Annotated in this window: 12 protein-coding genes; 9 read left to right on the top strand and 3 right to left on the bottom strand. The window is 32.7% G+C overall.

Annotated features, from left to right (window positions below; all coding sequences use genetic code 11):
• Positions 1-9 precede the first annotated feature (9 nt).
• Both JK636_RS06630 and JK636_RS06625 read left to right on the top strand, forming a co-directional pair.
• A complete protein-coding gene (locus tag JK636_RS06630; protein ID WP_021657560.1) occupies positions 10-180 on the top strand; it encodes a zinc-ribbon domain-containing protein in 171 nt (56 codons plus the stop codon).
• A 483-nt stretch (positions 181-663) separates the two neighbouring features.
• Positions 664-4,629: a 5'-nucleotidase C-terminal domain-containing protein gene (locus JK636_RS06625; RefSeq protein ID WP_202748047.1), complete on the top strand. Its 3,966-nt coding sequence runs from the start codon at positions 664-666 to the stop codon at positions 4,627-4,629.
• A gap of 65 nt (positions 4,630-4,694) precedes the next feature.
• Here JK636_RS06625 and JK636_RS06620 read toward each other — a convergent pair whose 3' ends face one another.
• Positions 4,695-5,018 carry a hypothetical protein gene (locus JK636_RS06620; RefSeq protein ID WP_202748046.1) on the bottom strand — a complete coding sequence of 108 codons (324 nt, stop codon included), beginning with the start codon at positions 5,016-5,018 and terminating at the stop codon, positions 4,695-4,697.
• Positions 5,019-5,072: 54 nt separating this feature from the next.
• The gene (locus tag JK636_RS06615) at positions 5,073-5,621 is read right to left on the bottom strand and encodes a hypothetical protein (RefSeq protein ID WP_243428130.1); all 549 of its coding nucleotides are present in this window, start codon (positions 5,619-5,621) and stop codon (positions 5,073-5,075) included.
• Positions 5,622-5,769: 148 nt separating this feature from the next.
• Here JK636_RS06615 and JK636_RS06610 point away from each other — a divergent pair, with 148 nt between their 5' ends.
• From JK636_RS06610 to JK636_RS06595, 4 genes are all read left to right on the top strand, one after another.
• The gene (locus JK636_RS06610) at positions 5,770-6,264 is read left to right on the top strand and encodes a hypothetical protein (protein ID WP_202748045.1); all 495 of its coding nucleotides are present in this window, start codon (positions 5,770-5,772) and stop codon (positions 6,262-6,264) included.
• A gap of 168 nt (positions 6,265-6,432) precedes the next feature.
• Entirely contained in the window at positions 6,433-8,445 is a 2,013-nt protein-coding gene (locus tag JK636_RS06605; protein WP_202748044.1) for a M4 family metallopeptidase, read from the top strand.
• A gap of 537 nt (positions 8,446-8,982) precedes the next feature.
• Positions 8,983-11,580 carry a bifunctional acetaldehyde-CoA/alcohol dehydrogenase gene (gene adhE, locus JK636_RS06600; RefSeq protein ID WP_202748043.1) on the top strand — a complete coding sequence of 866 codons (2,598 nt, stop codon included), beginning with the start codon at positions 8,983-8,985 and terminating at the stop codon, positions 11,578-11,580.
• Between the two features lie 201 nt (positions 11,581-11,781).
• Positions 11,782-14,256 (top strand): ABC transporter substrate-binding protein, encoded by a 2,475-nt coding sequence (locus JK636_RS06595; RefSeq protein ID WP_202748042.1) that lies wholly within the window; start codon positions 11,782-11,784, stop codon positions 14,254-14,256.
• A gap of 35 nt (positions 14,257-14,291) precedes the next feature.
• Here the strand turns inward: JK636_RS06595 and JK636_RS06590 are convergent, their stop codons facing one another.
• Entirely contained in the window at positions 14,292-14,642 is a 351-nt protein-coding gene (locus JK636_RS06590) for a DUF2512 family protein (RefSeq protein ID WP_202748041.1), read from the bottom strand.
• A gap of 180 nt (positions 14,643-14,822) precedes the next feature.
• Between JK636_RS06590 and JK636_RS06585 the strand changes: the two genes are divergently transcribed.
• The 3 genes from JK636_RS06585 (at position 14,823) to JK636_RS06575 (ending at position 17,931) form a co-directional block, all read left to right on the top strand.
• A complete protein-coding gene (locus JK636_RS06585) occupies positions 14,823-15,638 on the top strand; it encodes a hypothetical protein (protein WP_202748040.1) in 816 nt (271 codons plus the stop codon).
• Between the two features lie 21 nt (positions 15,639-15,659).
• Entirely contained in the window at positions 15,660-16,466 is an 807-nt protein-coding gene (locus JK636_RS06580) for a DUF92 domain-containing protein (protein WP_202748039.1), read from the top strand.
• A gap of 91 nt (positions 16,467-16,557) precedes the next feature.
• Complete coding sequence (locus JK636_RS06575; protein ID WP_202748038.1) at positions 16,558-17,931, top strand: DUF2334 domain-containing protein; 1,374 nt, start codon at positions 16,558-16,560, stop codon at positions 17,929-17,931.
• Positions 17,932-18,063: the final 132 nt, after the last annotated feature.

The following is an 18,063-nucleotide window of genomic DNA, read 5'->3' as shown; positions in this document are numbered from 1 at the left end:
AATGTTGAAATGGCAGATAAGAATTTAAATTGCAAAGATTGCGGAAAAGAATTCGTATTTACTGAAGGCGAGCAAGCTTTCTACAAAGAAAAGGGATTCGAAAACGAACCACAAAGATGCCCTGATTGCAGAAGAGCTAGAAAAGCTGAAAGAAACAACAATAGAGGATTCAGAAGATAATCTAAGCGTTGTGTGCCCTGTAGGATAAAACCTACAGGGTTTTTATTTTTTTTGATATTATAAAATATATTTGCGAAAATATATTTTAACCTAATAATCTACAATTTTCGAACAAGTAATAGTCTTGTTTCAAATACATACGTATATTTTATTTTTTGTTAACAAAATGTAAACGGTATACGGACGAATGATAGATAAAGCATATATGTATATTATTCGGATAAAGTAGTGAAAATTTAATTGTATTAACTTTTTTTAAAAAAATGTAAACGTTAATTAACGAATGTTAAAAATAATTAACTATATAATGAGAATTTTGTATATTTACACAAAATTTAAAAAGTTGTATAATTGAACGTGCATTGGAAGATAGTTGAATGTAAGGAGGTGTATGGATAAAAAGTAGACAAGCATCTAACAGCATACCATACTATTCTTAGCCTTCTTGTGCAGATATTAAAATTAATTAAGGGGGGAACCTGATTGTTAAAAAGGAAAAGTTTTAAAACACTAAGCTTAGCATTAACTTTAGCATTAACTTTATCTAATCTAACAGGACTTGGTGGTTTTAGCAAAGTTAAAGCTGCTGCAGGAGATAAGGTCTTCGACATAGTCGAAATAACAGATTTTCATGGACAGCTTACAACTACTGATACAGCTCAACTTCCAGTCGGAGCTGTTTTGGCTCAAAATGTAAAAAATATTAAAAAGAACAATCCTGATAGAACATTGATTATAGGTGGAGGAGACTTATATCAAGGAACACCAATGTCAAATGTACTTCAAGGGATACCAGTTCAGCAAGTAATGAACATTATTGGTTTGGAAGTAACTGCTTTAGGTAACCATGAATTTGACTGGGGTGGACTAGATACAATTAACAACATAACAATGAAGGGTGCAAACTATTCAATAATATGTTCTAACTTATATGATAAGAGAACAAATAAGAGAGTTTATGACCCATACAAGATTATTACTAAAGACGGAGTTAGAATTGCGGTAATCGGTGCAATCACCACGGATTTACCAAATATTGTAATGCCATCTTTGGTTGGAAACTATAATGTTACTAATCCAGTTACAGAAATCACTTCAGTTGCTAAAGAAATTAAAGATAATCATCTTGCTGATGTTATTATTGCAGATATACATGAGGGGAACGATGTTGATAAGGATGTAACCAATGTTAATGGAAAAGATATTCCTAACACTAATGGACCTATATCTGGTAAAGTAGAAGATATAGCTAATGGATTAGTCGGTGTAGTTAGTGCAGTTTTCGGTGGTCACTCACATACTGAAGTGCATGCATCCTCTTCAAATGGCATGCCAATCTATATTGCTAAGTCAAACGGTAAGGGAATTATTGATGCTAAGATGACTGTTCATGCGGATGGTACAGTTAGTTTTCCAACACCAAGTGCTAGTGACTATATAGCATTAGATAATGCAAATGCAAATGGATATAAAGCAGCAAATCCTGTTGCTGATGCTGATGTCAAAGCTATAGTTGATGATGCTAATGTTAAATTAGGACCAACCTTTAGTGTGGTTGTTGGAAATATTTCAGAGGATTTGAACAGGACTCAAGTAGCAAAACCTTATGGAGAATCACAGCTTGGAAACTGGGCATCTGATGTAGTAAAGAACAGTGCTAAGGCTGATATTGGTGTAGCTAACAATGGTGGCTTAAGATGCGACTTTAGCAAAGGTGACATAACTGTAGGACAAGTATTTAACTTTGCTCCTTTTGATAATGAAATTAATACAGTTAAAGTTAATTATGCTCAATTAAAAGCTATTCTTGAACAAGCTGTTATGGATGGCGGCAATGGGATACAAGTTTCAGGAATTAAGTTTTATTATGATCCTGCAAGACCTAGTTCAGACAGAGTTTATAAGATAACTAAGGAAGATGGATCACCTATATTCGGTACATTAACTTTGGCTGGTCCTGACTATGTTTTGACGGGCGGAGACAAATTTACTGCCTTTACAGATCCAGCTGTAAAAGCAACTTTAGTTGCTACACATGTCTTAGCTAGAGATGCATTTTTAGCAGATATCAGAGCTAAAAAGACAGTTAGTGTTGTTATGGATCAAAGAATAGTTAATGCTAAATCTCCAGTAACAACAATCTCTATTGTTGGAACTTCAGACGTACATGGTGCTATATATCCGATGGATTACAATACTGGATTGGCAGCAAATGTTGGACTTGCTAGAGTTTCAACATACATGAATGGTTTGAGAGCTGCAAATCCAAATACTATGTTAATAGACAATGGAGATACAATACAGGGAACTCCACTTGTATATTACTATAATATGATAGATCAAACTACTGAATACCCAATGATGAAGGTTATGGGAGCTATGGGTTATGATTCATGGACTCTAGGAAACCACGAATTCAATTATGGACTTACTACATTAAATAGAATTATAAAAGATGCTAGCAAAGAAGGAATTGACGTATTATCAGCTAATATATACAATACATCAGATAAGACAAACTTTGTAAAGCCATATGTTACTAAAAACTTTACTGTAAGTGGAAAACCAGTTAAGGTTGGGGTACTTGGACTTACTACAAAGACAGTGCCAAGCTGGGAAGATCCAGCTCACTATGCAGGATTACAATTTAACGATTTAGTAGATGAAGCAAAGAAATGGGTTCCAGTATTGAAAAATGCTGAAAAATGTGACTATGTTATAGTTTCAGCTCACAGTGGAGTTGCCAGCGCAAGTGATGTAATTCCAGAAAACCAAGTTGATGCAGTAGCTAAGCAAGTATCTGGAATAGATGCAATTCTTGCAGGACACACTCATACTGGTAAAACTTATTCCTTTACAAATCCGGATGGAAAAGTTGTAACAGTGGTAGAACCAAAGAATGGCGACGGAATAATTAGCCAGATAGACCTTAATTTCGACGCTGATGGAAATCTAGTTAATTTACTTGGATTTGATGTTACATTACCTACAGATACAGTTGCAGACCCAGCTATACTAGCGTTAGCTAAACCATATCAGGATGCTACGCTTGCTTATACTAATACAGTTATAGGAAAAGCTACAGCTGCATTTGAGGGAACAAAGCAATTAACTGAACCTTCAACAATAATGGAACTTGTAAACAAAGTTCAAATGGATGGAGCCAAGGCACAACTTTCAATTGCCGCTCCACTAAGTTTAACAGCAAAAGTTCCTCAAGGAGATATAAAGAGACAGGATATAATGGGGGTTTATGTATTTGAAAACTTCCTGTTTGGAGTAAATATGACTGGAAAGCAGCTTAAGAACTGGATGGAATGGTCAGTAAGATACTACAAACAAACAACAAATCCTAATGATTCAATAGTTAAGGATCCTGTACTAAATATTGCTGATTACAACTTAGATCAATTATTTGGAGCAACATATGATATTGATTTAACTCAACCAGCTTGCACAACAGATGCTAAGGGATTAGTTACTTCGGGAAATAGAATAAAGAATCTTAAAGTTAATGGGAAGCTTGTAAAAGATACCGATGTATTCAAAGTTGCAATAAACAACTATAGATACAATGGCGGTGGAGGATTTATGGCTGCAGCTGGATTAACACCAGGAAGTGCTGCTACAATAGCTGCAACTTACTATGATTCAGCTAAGGCTCTTGGAGATGATGGACAAGTAAGAAATATGATGTTCAAATATGTTCAATATAACAAAACAATAACTCCAACAAATGCAAACAATTGGAAGATTTACACTACAGCAGTAACACAGCAAGTGGATCAACCACAAGTTGTAGATAATAAGGATTCAGCTAGTGTTGTAAATGCTGTTAAGAATACAGCAGCTGGTTCAAAAGTAACTGTTGATATAACTACTAATTCAAAAGTTAGCAAAGATATATTCAACGCTATCAAAGGACAAGATAAAACTATAGTGTTCCAAAGAGATGGAGTAACTTGGACATTTAATGGAAAAGATATTACATCAGATGTTACAGCGGATATAGATCTTTCCTTAAAAACAGTTTCTGCTGAATTAAAGAACAAAGAAGAAGCTAAAATAAAGGCTGTTGTTGGAAAGGATGTAGCTATAGTTCCATTCTCCTTCAACTATGATGGACCTCTTCCAGGAACTGCAACAGTTAAAGTATTCATAGGTAAGGATTGGGCAAATAAAGCTGTTTATATTAACAGATATTATGCTGATAAGAACACATATGAGATAATTACTGATGTTACAGTTGACGCTGATGGATATATTACATTCACAACTAATCACTGTAGTGATTACTTTGTAATGGAAAAATCAGCAGCACCAAGTCTTCCTAAGACTGGTTCACCAATTGATTTTGCTGTAATGCTTGATTTAGGTGCATTAATTGCAGTACTTGGTGGAGCATTAATGGTAACTGGCAGAAGAAAGAGAGACAATGAAGCTGTTTAAAAAGCAGTAATAAAAGAAGATATGCTAAGGTTGAAATATACCAAAGCATATCTTTTTTTATTGCATTAAAACCATTCACATATGAAAGTATCAATATCTTTTAAATTTATTGTTTGCGATATCCATTTTGAGTTAATCCATACCCAGCAGACTATATTACCTTGATTTATTTGTATAGGTTTTGACCAAAAAGTTCTTCCGTTATTCAACCATATATAAGTTAATTTGTTTTGACAAGGTACTACAGTAGCTGAGGCAACTGTATTTGTTCCGGGCGTTTTAGTAAAGCCTAAGGCATGGGCTTTATCTTTATCAGGCAAAAAGTTTGGAGGTCTAGTTTTAGGAGCTTCGGAATCCTCTGGATTTCTGTCTACAGACAGAGTAGGCATACAGCCTCACCCTCTAAAATAGATGTAATTAGGCATGCTTTTTCCTACAAATAATTAATAACATATAAAGAAATCTATTCTATTTGTGTCGATTCCAAAGTATACCCATCTTCTGCCGTTCCATCTAAACCCTGCAACAGACCTTCTACCAACAAAGGTTAGAAAAGCCCAAAAAGAATTTCCGTTTCTAAGCCATAGGTAAGTAAATCTAAACAAGCAAGGCCTTAAAGATCTGGCATCAACTGCCAAAGCAGAAGGTCCGCCTGCTGAACTAAGACTCTTAGCCTGTGACTTAGATGGAGTAAAGTTTGGTGGTGGGCCTTGGGGTGCTCCGCCTTGACCTCCGCCAGGGCCCCCAGGAAAATTTCCAGGTCCGCCTGGGAATCCGCCAGGGCCTCCTCCTGGAGGACCAAAAGGTGGTCTAGGCGGCATAAAGCCTCCTGGAAACTGTTGACGATAAAATGGACATCCGTAAGGTGGAGTGAACTCAACAAATTCGTCAGCTTCTTCATCTCTAAAGTATTCATCACCTGATTCATCAATTTCATCATAATAATCATTTTCATTTAATTGCTCAGGATCACGATAATCGTCGTTGTACATACTATACTCCTTTAAAAAAGATTACATTACATATTATGCTTAGTAATTAAAATTTGTTAATAAATTTATAAGTATATTAGTAAAGTTTATAATATAATGTGGTAAAATATTGTTGTATTAAGTTGTGATAAAAAGGAGATATAAACTAATGAAAGCAGTAAGTTTTAGGGTAAAGTTAACTACAGCTTTTACAGATCCGCAGCTTATAAAAGGCGGGTGGAAGATAGAAGAGAAAGATAAGCTTTACACAAGAGTAAAAGGGAAGTTTAAATACAGTTATATAATAAAAATCTTTGGTAAAATTAGAATTAGTGAGATGAAAGGCGAACTTTACACTGAAGAGGAGCTGAGTCTTCATGATAAGCCGGAGTTTAATTTTGGAGATGGATGGAGTAACCTTTGGAACAAAAGCTTTAATCCGCAATCTGTTGAAATTATAACAAAAGATAATATTTTTGATAGGCTTATAGAAAATGGATGGAAGCCAGCAGTACTTGGAGTTATTGAAAATGTTGACGAAGGTAATAACTTAAGCTATTATTATCCGGCTCCAGAAGGAGAAGGTCTATATAAACTTGTTGATGACGAACCGGGAGATGCTTTGAAATTTATAGATAAACTAATAAAAATGAATATAGATTAGTAAATTTAACCTGATACAGATTTGATATTAACAAATCTGTATTTTTTTTATTAGAATTATACGAAGACAGTAATAAGAGGAAGCTAGCGGTAATATATTATATGGTAACTATAAATTAATTAAAATATAGTTACAAATGAATTGAATAATATTATAGGGGGTAAAATAGTGAAAAAAAGAACATTGTCAATCATTATTAGTATTGTTATGGTTACTTCGTGTATAACTTCAGTATCTGCAAAGGAAAAGAATACATCTTTAGAAAATGGGGCTAAAGCAAAAATAATAGAAAAAATGAAGGATAAAAGCGGTGACAAGCTAAAGATGAGTTTTCATGAAAACAAAGGACTGAATATATTTATTAGCGGTAAAATATCGGATAAAGTTAATGTAAATAATAATGATATTGTGAATTACTTAGAAGAAAATAAGGAGTTGTTTGGTTTAACAAATACCACAGAGAATTTTAAAATTTCAAAAATTGAAAAAGACGAATTGGGATATACTAAGGTAAAAATTAACCAGCTTATTAAAGGTGATCAAGTTAAGGGAAAAGAATTAGTAGTACATGTAGATAAAGATGGAATAATTTCAAATATTACTGGAAATATAGAAAATAAGATTAAAGATACGAAAGTTCTTGGAAATACAAGGATAACAGAAAAGGAAGCAGTAAAATTAGCTGAAAAGGAATTGAAATTTAAAGAATTAAGAACTGCTCCTAAGGTAGAGAAGCAAGTAATTATTAAAGATGATACTGCCTATGAAGTATATAATGTTAATATTCAATATAATGAACCTGAAATAGGAAATTGGAATATTTATATTGAAGCTAATTCAGGACAGATTATAGATAAAGAAGACAATATAAGATACGATGGCACTGCAACAGGAAGCGGAGTTGCTGTTGACGGCACAACAAAACCTCTAAATTTATACCTCTCAAGTGGAACTTATCAAATGAAGGATACAACCAAGCCAATGTCAGGACAGATTAATACTTATACAGCTGGCAATAAACAAGTTGAGCCAGGAACTTTAGTTACTAATAGCAGCAGTACTTTTAACACTACTGCACTTAAAGCGTCTGTAAGTGCACATTATTATGCTGGCGTAGTTTATGATTTCTATAAAAGCCTCTTTAATAGAAATAGTATAGATAATAATGGTATGAGTATAATTTCTACTACACATTACGGGAGTGCATATAATAATGCCTTTTGGGATGGGACTCAAATGGTATATGGAGACGGAGATGGCAGCCAGTTCACATACTTAAGTGGAGACTTGGATGTAGTAGCCCATGAACTTACGCACGGAGTTACTTCGTATACTGCAAATTTAAATTATTCGAATCAATCTGGTGCATTAAATGAGTCAATGTCTGATGTTTTAGGAGTTTTAGTTAATACTTACGATAAATATAATGTAAAAGGCGGAGGTACATGGACTTTTAATTCTTCTGACTGGGTAGTAGGGGATGCTGTATATACGCCTAGTACACCAGGAGATGCATTAAGAAGCCTTGCTAATCCATCATTGTACAGCCAGCCTGACAATATGAGTAAATATGTAAATACAACTTCAGATAATGGTGGAGTTCATACTAACAGCGGTATACCAAACAAAGCAGCGTTTTTAGTTGCTCAGTCTATAGGTAGTGAAAAAACAGCTCGAATTTACTATAGGGCATTAACAAATTATATGACAGCTAACACTGACTTTTTAGGAGCAAGAAATGCTGTTGCACAGGCCGCAGCAGATTTATATGGAGCTTCAGGTACGGAAGTTTCAGCAGTAAGTAATGCGTTTAATACTGTAGGAGTAGTATCAGTTAGTGATTCTTATGAACCTAATAATACATTGTCTCAAGCATATGCGATTACTTCAGGAACAACTTACAGCTCATATATATCTTCTTCAAGTGATATAGATTATTATAAGCTTTCAACTTCAACCGGAAGGAAAATAACTATAAGCTTATCAACTCTTCCTAAAGATTATGATTTATATTTATATAATTCAAGTGGTAATTTGCTAGCATCCTCAGAAAATGGAAGCACGACTTCAGAGAGTATCAGCTTTATAGCAAATTATACAGGGGCTTACTATATTCTTGTTGGAGGGTATAACGGTGCATATAGTACAACGACTAAATATTCCTTAAAGGCAACTTATTAAAACTATAATAAAGATATATATAAAAGAGTATGATTATTTTGTCATACTCTTTTATATTGGGATTGTGAAAATAATTTTTAATTGAAAATAATTATTGATAAATTATATTAATTCAGATAATATATATTTAAATCATTTGCTTAACAGCCGGCTGCATAATAAAGATAAAATGATAGTAGTGTATTATATTAAATTGTGTTAAAAAAATAACTAACTTTAAAGATATGGCAAGTTTGTTAAATACTATACAGGTTAAAATATAGAATATAATTAGCAAATAATAAGCTCAATTTTCTGAATTTACTTAATAAAACGAAATTTATTCCTCGAAACGTTTTCAATTTATTAAAAATTACTGGAATAATTTTAAAAATCAAAAATTATATTTTTATAAAAACTTTGTAGAAATTTTAACAAAAACTATTGCATTTTATTCAAAGTGCAATTATAATAATCTTGTGGTTAAAAATTTAACAATCAAATAAACACATAACATTGTAAAATAACTAATTTATATAAATTTTAAGGAGGCTTATTATGAGAGTTACTAACCCAGAAGAGTTAATCCAAAGAATTGAGCAAATTAGAGAAGCTCAAAGAAAGTTTTCTACTTACACACAGGAGCAGGTAGATGAAATTTTTAGACAAGCTGCTATGGCTGCAAACAACTCAAGAATTAAACTTGCTAAAATGGCAGTTGAAGAAACAGGGATGGGAATAGTTGAAGACAAGGTTATAAAAAATCACTTTGCTTCTGAATATATATATAATCAATATAAAGATGAAAAGACTTGTGGAGTTATAGAAACTGATGAAGCTTTTGGTATTACTAAAGTTGCTGAACCAATAGGAGTTATTGCTGCAATAGTTCCTACAACAAACCCAACTTCAACAGCGATCTTTAAAGCACTTATTGCTTTAAAGACAAGAAATGGTATAATTTTCTCACCTCATCCAAGAGCAAAGAAAGCTACAATAGCTGCTGCTAAAATAGTTTTAGATGCTGCAGTTAAAGCTGGAGCTCCAGAAGGAATCGTTGGATGGATAGACGAGCCTACAGTAGAAATGTCTCAAATGGTTATGGCAGAGGCAGATATAATACTTGCAACTGGCGGACCAGGAATGGTAAGAGCTGCATATTCCTCAGGAAAGCCAGCTATAGGGGTTGGTGCAGGAAACACACCAGCTATTATAGATGAAACGGCTCATTTAAAGATGGCTGTAAGTTCAATATTACTTTCAAAGACTTTTGATAATGGTGTTATTTGTGCATCAGAGCAGACAGTTATAGTAATGGATGAAGTTTACGAAGAAGTAAGAGCTGAATTTATTGAAAGAGGAGCTTATTTCTTAAAAGGTGAAGAAGTTGATAAAGTAAGAAAAACAATATTAAAGCCAAATGGTGCATTAAATGCAGATATAGTTGGACAATCTGCCTTCAAGATAGCTGAGATGGCAGGAGTAGTAGTTTCAGAAGATGCTAAAGTTTTAATAGGAGAAGTTGAATCAGTTGAACTTGAAGAAGCTTTCTCACATGAAAAGTTATCACCAGTGCTTGGAATGTATAGAGTAAAGAGTTTTGATGAAGCGCTTCAAAAGGCATCTAGGCTTGTTGAATTAGGTGGATTTGGACATACGTCTGTTCTTTATACTGATCAAGTTAAGTGCAAGGATAGAATAGAAAAGTTTGGCGCAATGATGAAAACTGGTAGAACAATAATCAATATGCCATCTGCGCAAGGTGCAATTGGAGATATATATAACTTTAGATTGGCTCCATCTTTAACACTTGGCTGCGGTTCTTGGGGCGGAAACTCTGTATCAGAAAATGTAGGAGTTAAGCATCTATTAAACGTTAAGAGTGTTGCTGAGAGGAGAGAAAATATGCTTTGGTTTAGAGTCCCAGAAAAAGTTTACTTTAAATACGGCAGCTTGCCAGTTGCTTTGAGAGAACTTCAAGATTTAGGAAAGAAAAAGGCATTTATCGTAACAGATAAGGTATTATATGATTTAGGATTTGTAGATACAGTTATAAGGGTACTAGAAGATATAGGAATTGATTATAAAGTGTTCTTTGATGTTGCTCCAGATCCAACGCTAGCAACCGCTAGAAAAGGTGCTGAAGAAATGAAGAACTTCCAGCCAGATACAATCATAGCAGTAGGCGGAGGATCACCAATGGACGCTGCTAAGATTATGTGGGTATTATATGAGCATCCAGAAGTAAAATTCGAAGATTTAGCTATGAGATTTATGGATATTAGAAAGAGAGTATACAAGTTCCCAACTATGGGTGAAAAAGCAATGATGATTGCTGTACCAACTTCAGCAGGAACTGGCTCAGAAGTAACTCCATTTGCGGTTATAACTGATGAAAAGACAGGAGTTAAATACCCGCTTGCTGATTATGAATTAACTCCAGATATGGCTATAGTAGATGCTGAGCTTATGATGAAGATGCCAAGAGGCTTAACTGCGGCTTCAGGTATAGATGCTTTAACACATGCTTTAGAAGCTTATGTATCAGTACTTGCTTCAGAATATACTAATGGATTAGCTTTAGAAGCTATAAGATTAATATTTAAATATCTTCCAGCTGCTTACAATGAAGGAACTACAAATATCAAGGCAAGAGAAAAGATGGCTCATGCTTCGACTATAGCTGGTATGGCTTTTGCAAATGCATTCCTTGGAGTATGTCACTCAATGGCGCACAAATTAGGAGCTGCACACCATATACCACATGGAGTAGCTAATGCTATTATGATTGACGAAGTTATAAGATTTAATGCAGTAGATAACCCAAGAAAGCAAGCTGCTTTCCCACAATATAAGTATCCAAATGCAAAATCAAGATATGCTAAGATTGCTGATTACTTAAATCTTGGAGGAAGCACTGAAGATGAAAAGGTTGAGCTTTTAATAAAGGCTATAGGAGAATTAAAGGCGGCAGTTGGAATGCCAAAGACAATTAAAGAAGCAGGAGTATCAGATAAGAAATTCTATGCTACACTAGATGATATGTCTGAGCAGGCTTTTGATGACCAATGTACAGGAGCTAACCCAAGATATCCATTAATAAGTGAATTAAAGCAAATGTATATAAATGCTTTTGAAGGAACAGTAGAAGAATAATACTATAATTTGTATAGGAAAGCTGCTAGAAATGTATCTAGCAGCTTTTTTTAATAGAATTTGATTTAATTAGAGTAATTATACAGATTAGTTACATATTTAGGAAACTTCAACATTGTACAAATAAGTTTTATAAATATTTTGCAATTATATAAAAGATAATGTAAAATAATGATTAGATTACTCGAATGGAGTGAGGATATGTTTAAGTTTTCCAATAATAAAAAAGAAACTATATCAAATAATGTAGAATCAACAAGTGGACAAGCTAATAAAAGTAAGAGTTATGATAATGAAATAAGCTTATTAAAGCATAATCAAAACAGTATTGTAAATAGGCTTGATAGCAAAATAGAAGAAGCATCTTTTGCTGCTGAAAATTTAATTTCACTTACTAATAATATTTCACAAAATGTTGAAGTTCAGATGGGGTCGATTGAAAAGGTTATCAACGAAATAAATAACTACTCAGCCTTAGCTGAAGAAGTATTTGCAAGCACAGAAAACTCAAAGCAAATAGCAGATCAAACTGTTGAAATTGCTAAAGGTGGCAGTGAGGCAGTAAATAATTCAATACAAGCAATGAAAGATATTGAGGAAGCTGTTGAAGGATCAAAGCAAGTAGTTAAAGAATTAAGTATAAAAGCTTCAAACATTAATCAGATGCTTGCAATCATCAAGGATATTGCTAATCATACTAACCTCTTATCTCTGAATGCATCTATTGAAGCAGCACGAGCAGGGGAAGCTGGAAGAGGATTTGCAGTTGTGGCACAGGAGGTAAAAAATCTTGCACAAAGAAGCGCTGAATCTGCAGGAAAGATAGCACAAACTATAGAAGAAATAAATGTGTGTATTGAAGATACAATAATAGCAATGAGCAAGAGCATGAGCAAGGTAGTTGAAGGTACTCAGATAGCAAACAATACAGTTGAAGTGTTTAATAATATTATTAATGCTGTAAGAATGACGAGCAATGTTACGGATGATATTAATGAAGCTGTTTCAAAGCAGACTAATAGTTTAGAGGAAATAATTACATCTGCTGAAAATATGAATACAACTTCTGAAAAAGTTATGGGAATGGTAGAATCTGCTTCATTAAATACGCAATATACAAAGACTTCCTTAAATCTGCTTTCTAATGTATCAAGCGATCTTAAAGTTGTTTCTCATAAGCTTCTTGATAAAATTATATGTGAAAACAAAGAAAATATCGAACTTAAGACTTATATATCAGAAGCTCCATTAACTTATGATCCAGCAATGGCTTTTGATCAACAAAGTGCTCAGATATTGTACAATATTAATACTGGACTTCTGCTTATTGGATCAACTGGAGAAATAACTCCTGGGGTAGCAAAAAGCTGGTATGTTGAAGAGGATAATACAACCTGGATTTTTAATTTGAGAAAAGGTGCTAAGTTTCATAATGGTAAAGAAATAACATCTGAGGACATAAAATATTCTTATGAAAGACTGCTAAGTCCTGCACTGAAATCGCCAAATTCATGGTTTCTGGATCAAATAGAAGGAGCTGATGATTTCAATAAAGGAAGAACAAGAGAAGTAAGCGGTATAAGAATACTTGATAGATATAGAATATCAATAAAATTATCAAGACCGTACAGCGGGTTCCTGCTAAATTTAGGTCAATGTGTATGTTCAATACTTTCGAAGGAAGATGGACAAAAAGGAAAGCTAACAGGCTGCGGACCTTTTATAATGGAGAAATTTGATAAAGATGGATGCGTTTTAACAGCTTTTAATGAATACTTTGGAGGAAGTCCATATATAGATAAAATAGTAGTAAGCTACAATGGGGCAGAATCTGTTAAAAGTTTTCTAAACAAGGAATGTGATTTTATTACGTTTGAAGATAAAGAAAAAATGGAGGAATTATCAAGCGCAAAAGTTTCAGGAATAAATTTAACTAGTGTTATGGGAACTTATTATGCAGGTTTTAATCTTCATTCTAACTCAATATTTGTAAAAAATCCTTCTATAAAGAAAGCAATTAATTATGCTGTAAATAAAAAGAAAGTAATAAATGAACTTCTTGGCGGCATGGGAGAAGAAGCAAAAGGACCATTTCCTCCAAATATGGTAAGCAATGATTATTTAGATGGTTTTAATTATAATACTAAAATTGCTAAAGAACTAATAGGCAAGACACCGGCTGCTAGGACAAATGAAAAGCTTAAGATACTCATGAGAGAGGACAATACAACATTGTTCAACAGAATAGCTGAGTACTTAATTAATGATTTGAAAGAAATAGGAATTGAGTGTATTCTACAAAGAGTATCATCAGGAGACTATTTGAAACCTGAGTCTATAAATAAGGCTGATTTGTTTTTAAGCCGTTGGATTTCTGATACAGGAGATATGGACAACTTTTTGCAGCCTATGTTTAATCCATCTAATTACACGGATTTTACTGGATATAATAATATAGATGTAACTGAAGCTATGGATAAAGCTAAAGAGATAATAAACCCTCAAAAGAGAATGCAGATGTACAAAGATATTCAAAATGTCATAATAGAAGATACTCCTTGGGTATACTTATATCATCCACAGGTTGGATATGTAGCTCAAAAAGGAATTTTGGGATTAAGAGTAAGCCCTCTTGGAATTGTTAGATATGATGATATAATAGTAGAGCATAAATAAAAGTTTAGACCATATAGGAAGCTATATGGTCTTTTTTAACTTTTTTTAGTTTTACCTTCTTTAATTAAGTATATATGCTCAAAATGCTCTGAGATTGCGATTAATAGAGCAGTAATAGCTGCACCAGTCGTGGTGATGTAAGAGCCTGATAAAAAAAACTGACTCAAATATATTATAATAAAGGAAAGAACTAAATCCGCAAAAGTATTGATCCACAAAGTACCTTTCCTAAGCATAAAGACTTCAGACATATGACCGATAATTGCAACCACCAATCCTGTTATAACAGCTTGATAAGTATTAGAATAGTTAATATCGTTAAATAACATGTCAGAAATATAAATAATTAATGGGCAAGCTACAACTTTAATTATAAGACCTATCAAAATACCACCTTCAATACGTAAAATATATAAATATTTATATAGTAGGTTTTCCAATAATGCGGAAATTATTCTTTTGTTAATATCAGTTTAGGTATTAAAACTCAATGAAAAATTACGATAATAAAGTATGAAAATGAAAAAATGGAAATTTATCTATATAATGTTTCACAGGAGGAGCTTATGGCAAGTAATGACAAACTAATTGTAGAAGAACTTAATAAACAGGAAATACTAAATAAAATTGAAGCATTCGAAGTATATAGAGCAATAAAAAGTTCTAATCCAAGAATAAAAATTGAAATAAAAAAACTTAGAAAAGAAATTTTAAGTGGCTTATCAAGACATGACAGAGTGAGCGGAATATGGTTTGTTAATCTTTATAAAAAGGTAGTTGAGGCTAGAAGTAAAATTATAAGTATAGAATCATTGGAAAAAGCCTATGATACTGAAGATAAAGAAATTATAGCTAAGAAATTAATAGCACATTATTCTAATTATGGTATTTCAGTAGGAGCAATCCTTGGTGCTTCAGGAGGATTACTTGGATTTATAACAGCTGCCTATGCTACTTTTGGAGAGGTTGCTTGTCTTTCATATTTTGAACTGTGTCTTTTATATGATTTATCGGTATTGTATGAAAGACCTTTAGATAAAGCAAATAATTTAGAGATTTACAGGCTTCTTAAGACAGCACTCGCTGTGAATGACTTAGATATGTCTAATGATAAAGTTGATAGCATGGTTGATAAAGGGGCTAAATTAATTGAAGAAAAGCTGTATAAAAATGATGTGCAGGTACTTCAAGGACTACTTAAAAATATGGGGGCTTCCATTGTAAAAAGAATGACTAAAAATTTATTTGCAAAGATGATTCCATTAATAGGTGTATTTTCGGGGACTTTAGTAGGGATTACTGAGGATTTTAAAGTAATTAAAAGTTTTGGAAAAAGAACCGTAGTATTTTATAAAAATATGAAAGATTATAAATTTAATTAAAACTATTAAGAAAGGAAAAAAATGAAGAGATTTATCATAGGATTTGTGTTCAGCTCTTTAATTGTTTTTGGAGCATATAAGAAAAAATCATTGGATATAAGCGGTGCTTTATCGGCAATTTTTCTTGGTACCTGTATATATTTTTGGGGAGGCTTATATATGTCAGCTATAATGATAAGCTTCTTTATATCTTCAAGCTTTTTTACAAAGATCAAGGAAAGCTTTGTAAAGGATCTGGAGGATATAAACGAAAAGACTGGCGCAAGAGATTATATGCAGGTAGCTGCTAATGGAGGTATAGGCTTAGTTTTTGCTTTTTTATATTATAGAACAAGTAATCCGGTGTTTTTAGTAATTTATGCAGTGGCCTTTTCTGCATCAAATGCTGATACATGGGCTTCGGAGCTGGGAGTTTTAAGTACTTCACAACCAATTTCAATTTTAAGTTTTAAAAAAGTAGAAAAAGGAATATCAGGAGCAGTAAGTTTAATAGGAACTTTATCAGCTATTTGTGGTGCTTTGTTTATAGCCTTAATTTATTCTTTTGGCTATGTTCTTAAGTTTGGATTTAGCATAAAATTGATCAGCCATATGTTTATCATAACCTTGTCAGGATTTATTGGCTCATTAATTGATAGTATTATAGGAGCGGCTTTTCAAGCGAAATACAAATGTAGTTTTTGCGGCAGAATAACTGAAAAGAAAGAGCATCATGGGCAAAATACTATACGCATATCAGGTATAAGATGGATAAACAATGATTTCGTTAATTTTATAAGCGGCTTAGCTGCATGTGCAATCTCGATAATTTTATATTGTATAGTATAGGTCTATATTAAAAGATATAGGCTTTTTTTATGTCATTTTTTAAGTTTAAGCATATTATTTAGTATAGAAACTTTAGGAGATGATCTTATAAATGATAGAATTGATTCTTTCAAGCATAAGTATGAGCCCTATACTTTTACTTCTATTAGTAATATGCTATTTAAGAATGAAAAAGGCCGATGAAAAATGGGAGAAAAGAATTTTAGATTATTCCTTTAAACATAAAAACAGAAAAGTTGAATGTGGAAAAGCTTATAATGAAAAACTAAAAGTAAATAAAAGTGACGTTATTAATGAGTTAAAGATATACTTTGAAGGTAAAATAACCACTTTTGATAAGGGGATAATATCTAAATATAACAGATATTATTTTTCCCTATATGATTTTCAAAAAATATTAGGATATTCAATTGAAAGCAAAGGAGATAATATCAAGCTGTTAATGAATAACAAAAAAATAATGATTAGTTATACTAACAACTGGTTTATTGATGCTGATAAAAAGTGCTTTAGAGTACCTGCAGTAATTTATAATGGAGAATACTATTTATCCTTAATAGATATATGTGAGATATTTAATCTGAAAACTTTATGGAATTATTATGAAAAAGAAATTAGAGTATTTAAAAACAGAAAAGAAATAATTAAAACTTCAAGAGAAAAACTTAAAAAGCCAGCACTTATAAGACTTGAGGATATTACAGCAGGTGATGAGTATGACGATGCAGAAAAGCTTTTTAAGCTGCGAATAGTGTCTGACTTAGCGTATTCAAAGTGCTTACCATTTCATATAGCTTGGATACCACATTATAAAAGCCCTGGGAGAGGAATAGATAATGATTTAGTTAAGGATTTTAATATATATAATGCAGACTTTCTCTTTACTTTAGATTATATGATAAATCGAGGAGGAATTATAGGGCTCCACGGTTATACACATCAATATAAGAATGGAGACAGCGTTGATGATTCTGAGTTTGGAATTGGTTTTTATTCTACAATAGATGAAGCGAGATCAAGAACTTTAATGGCAATAGAAACCGCAGAGAAACTTAATATTCCATATAAGTTTTTTGAAAGTCCTCATTACAGCTGTACCATTGAGCAGCAAGCAGTGTTTGAAAACTATTTTAAGTATATTTTTGAGCCTGCACAGGGAGTATGGAATCATATGCCTTATGTAAGCAAAAGAAATAATAAAACAATTTATGTACCAGCGCCATTGGGGTATGTGGAAGATGTGGATGTAGAGGCTATGCTTAAGAGAATAAAAAATAAGCCTAAAGGTGATTTAGCAGCTTTATTCTATCATCCATATAAGGAATTTGATTATATTATGTTAAATAAGTCAGCTGATGGATATTTAGAGTATAGTTACTTGGAAGACTCTATACTTCAAAAAATACTAAATTGTCTTTCAGAAGAAGGATATTCTTTAGTAAAGATTACTGACATTAGGAAATAGCTAGATATATATAATGTAAGAACTTTAGTGCATTATAAAATTAAAAGGGTATTACGTAAAGCCTGCAGTTAATTTACTTAAAACTGCAGGTTGTTTGTTTAAATAAGCGTAGTAAAATAATATTTTCTACAC

The sequence above is a fragment of the Clostridium rhizosphaerae genome (assembly GCF_016765585.1).
Lineage (GTDB): Bacteria > Bacillota > Clostridia > Clostridiales > Clostridiaceae > Clostridium_AT > Clostridium_AT rhizosphaerae.
This window is presented reverse-complemented; position numbering and strand designations above follow the sequence as displayed.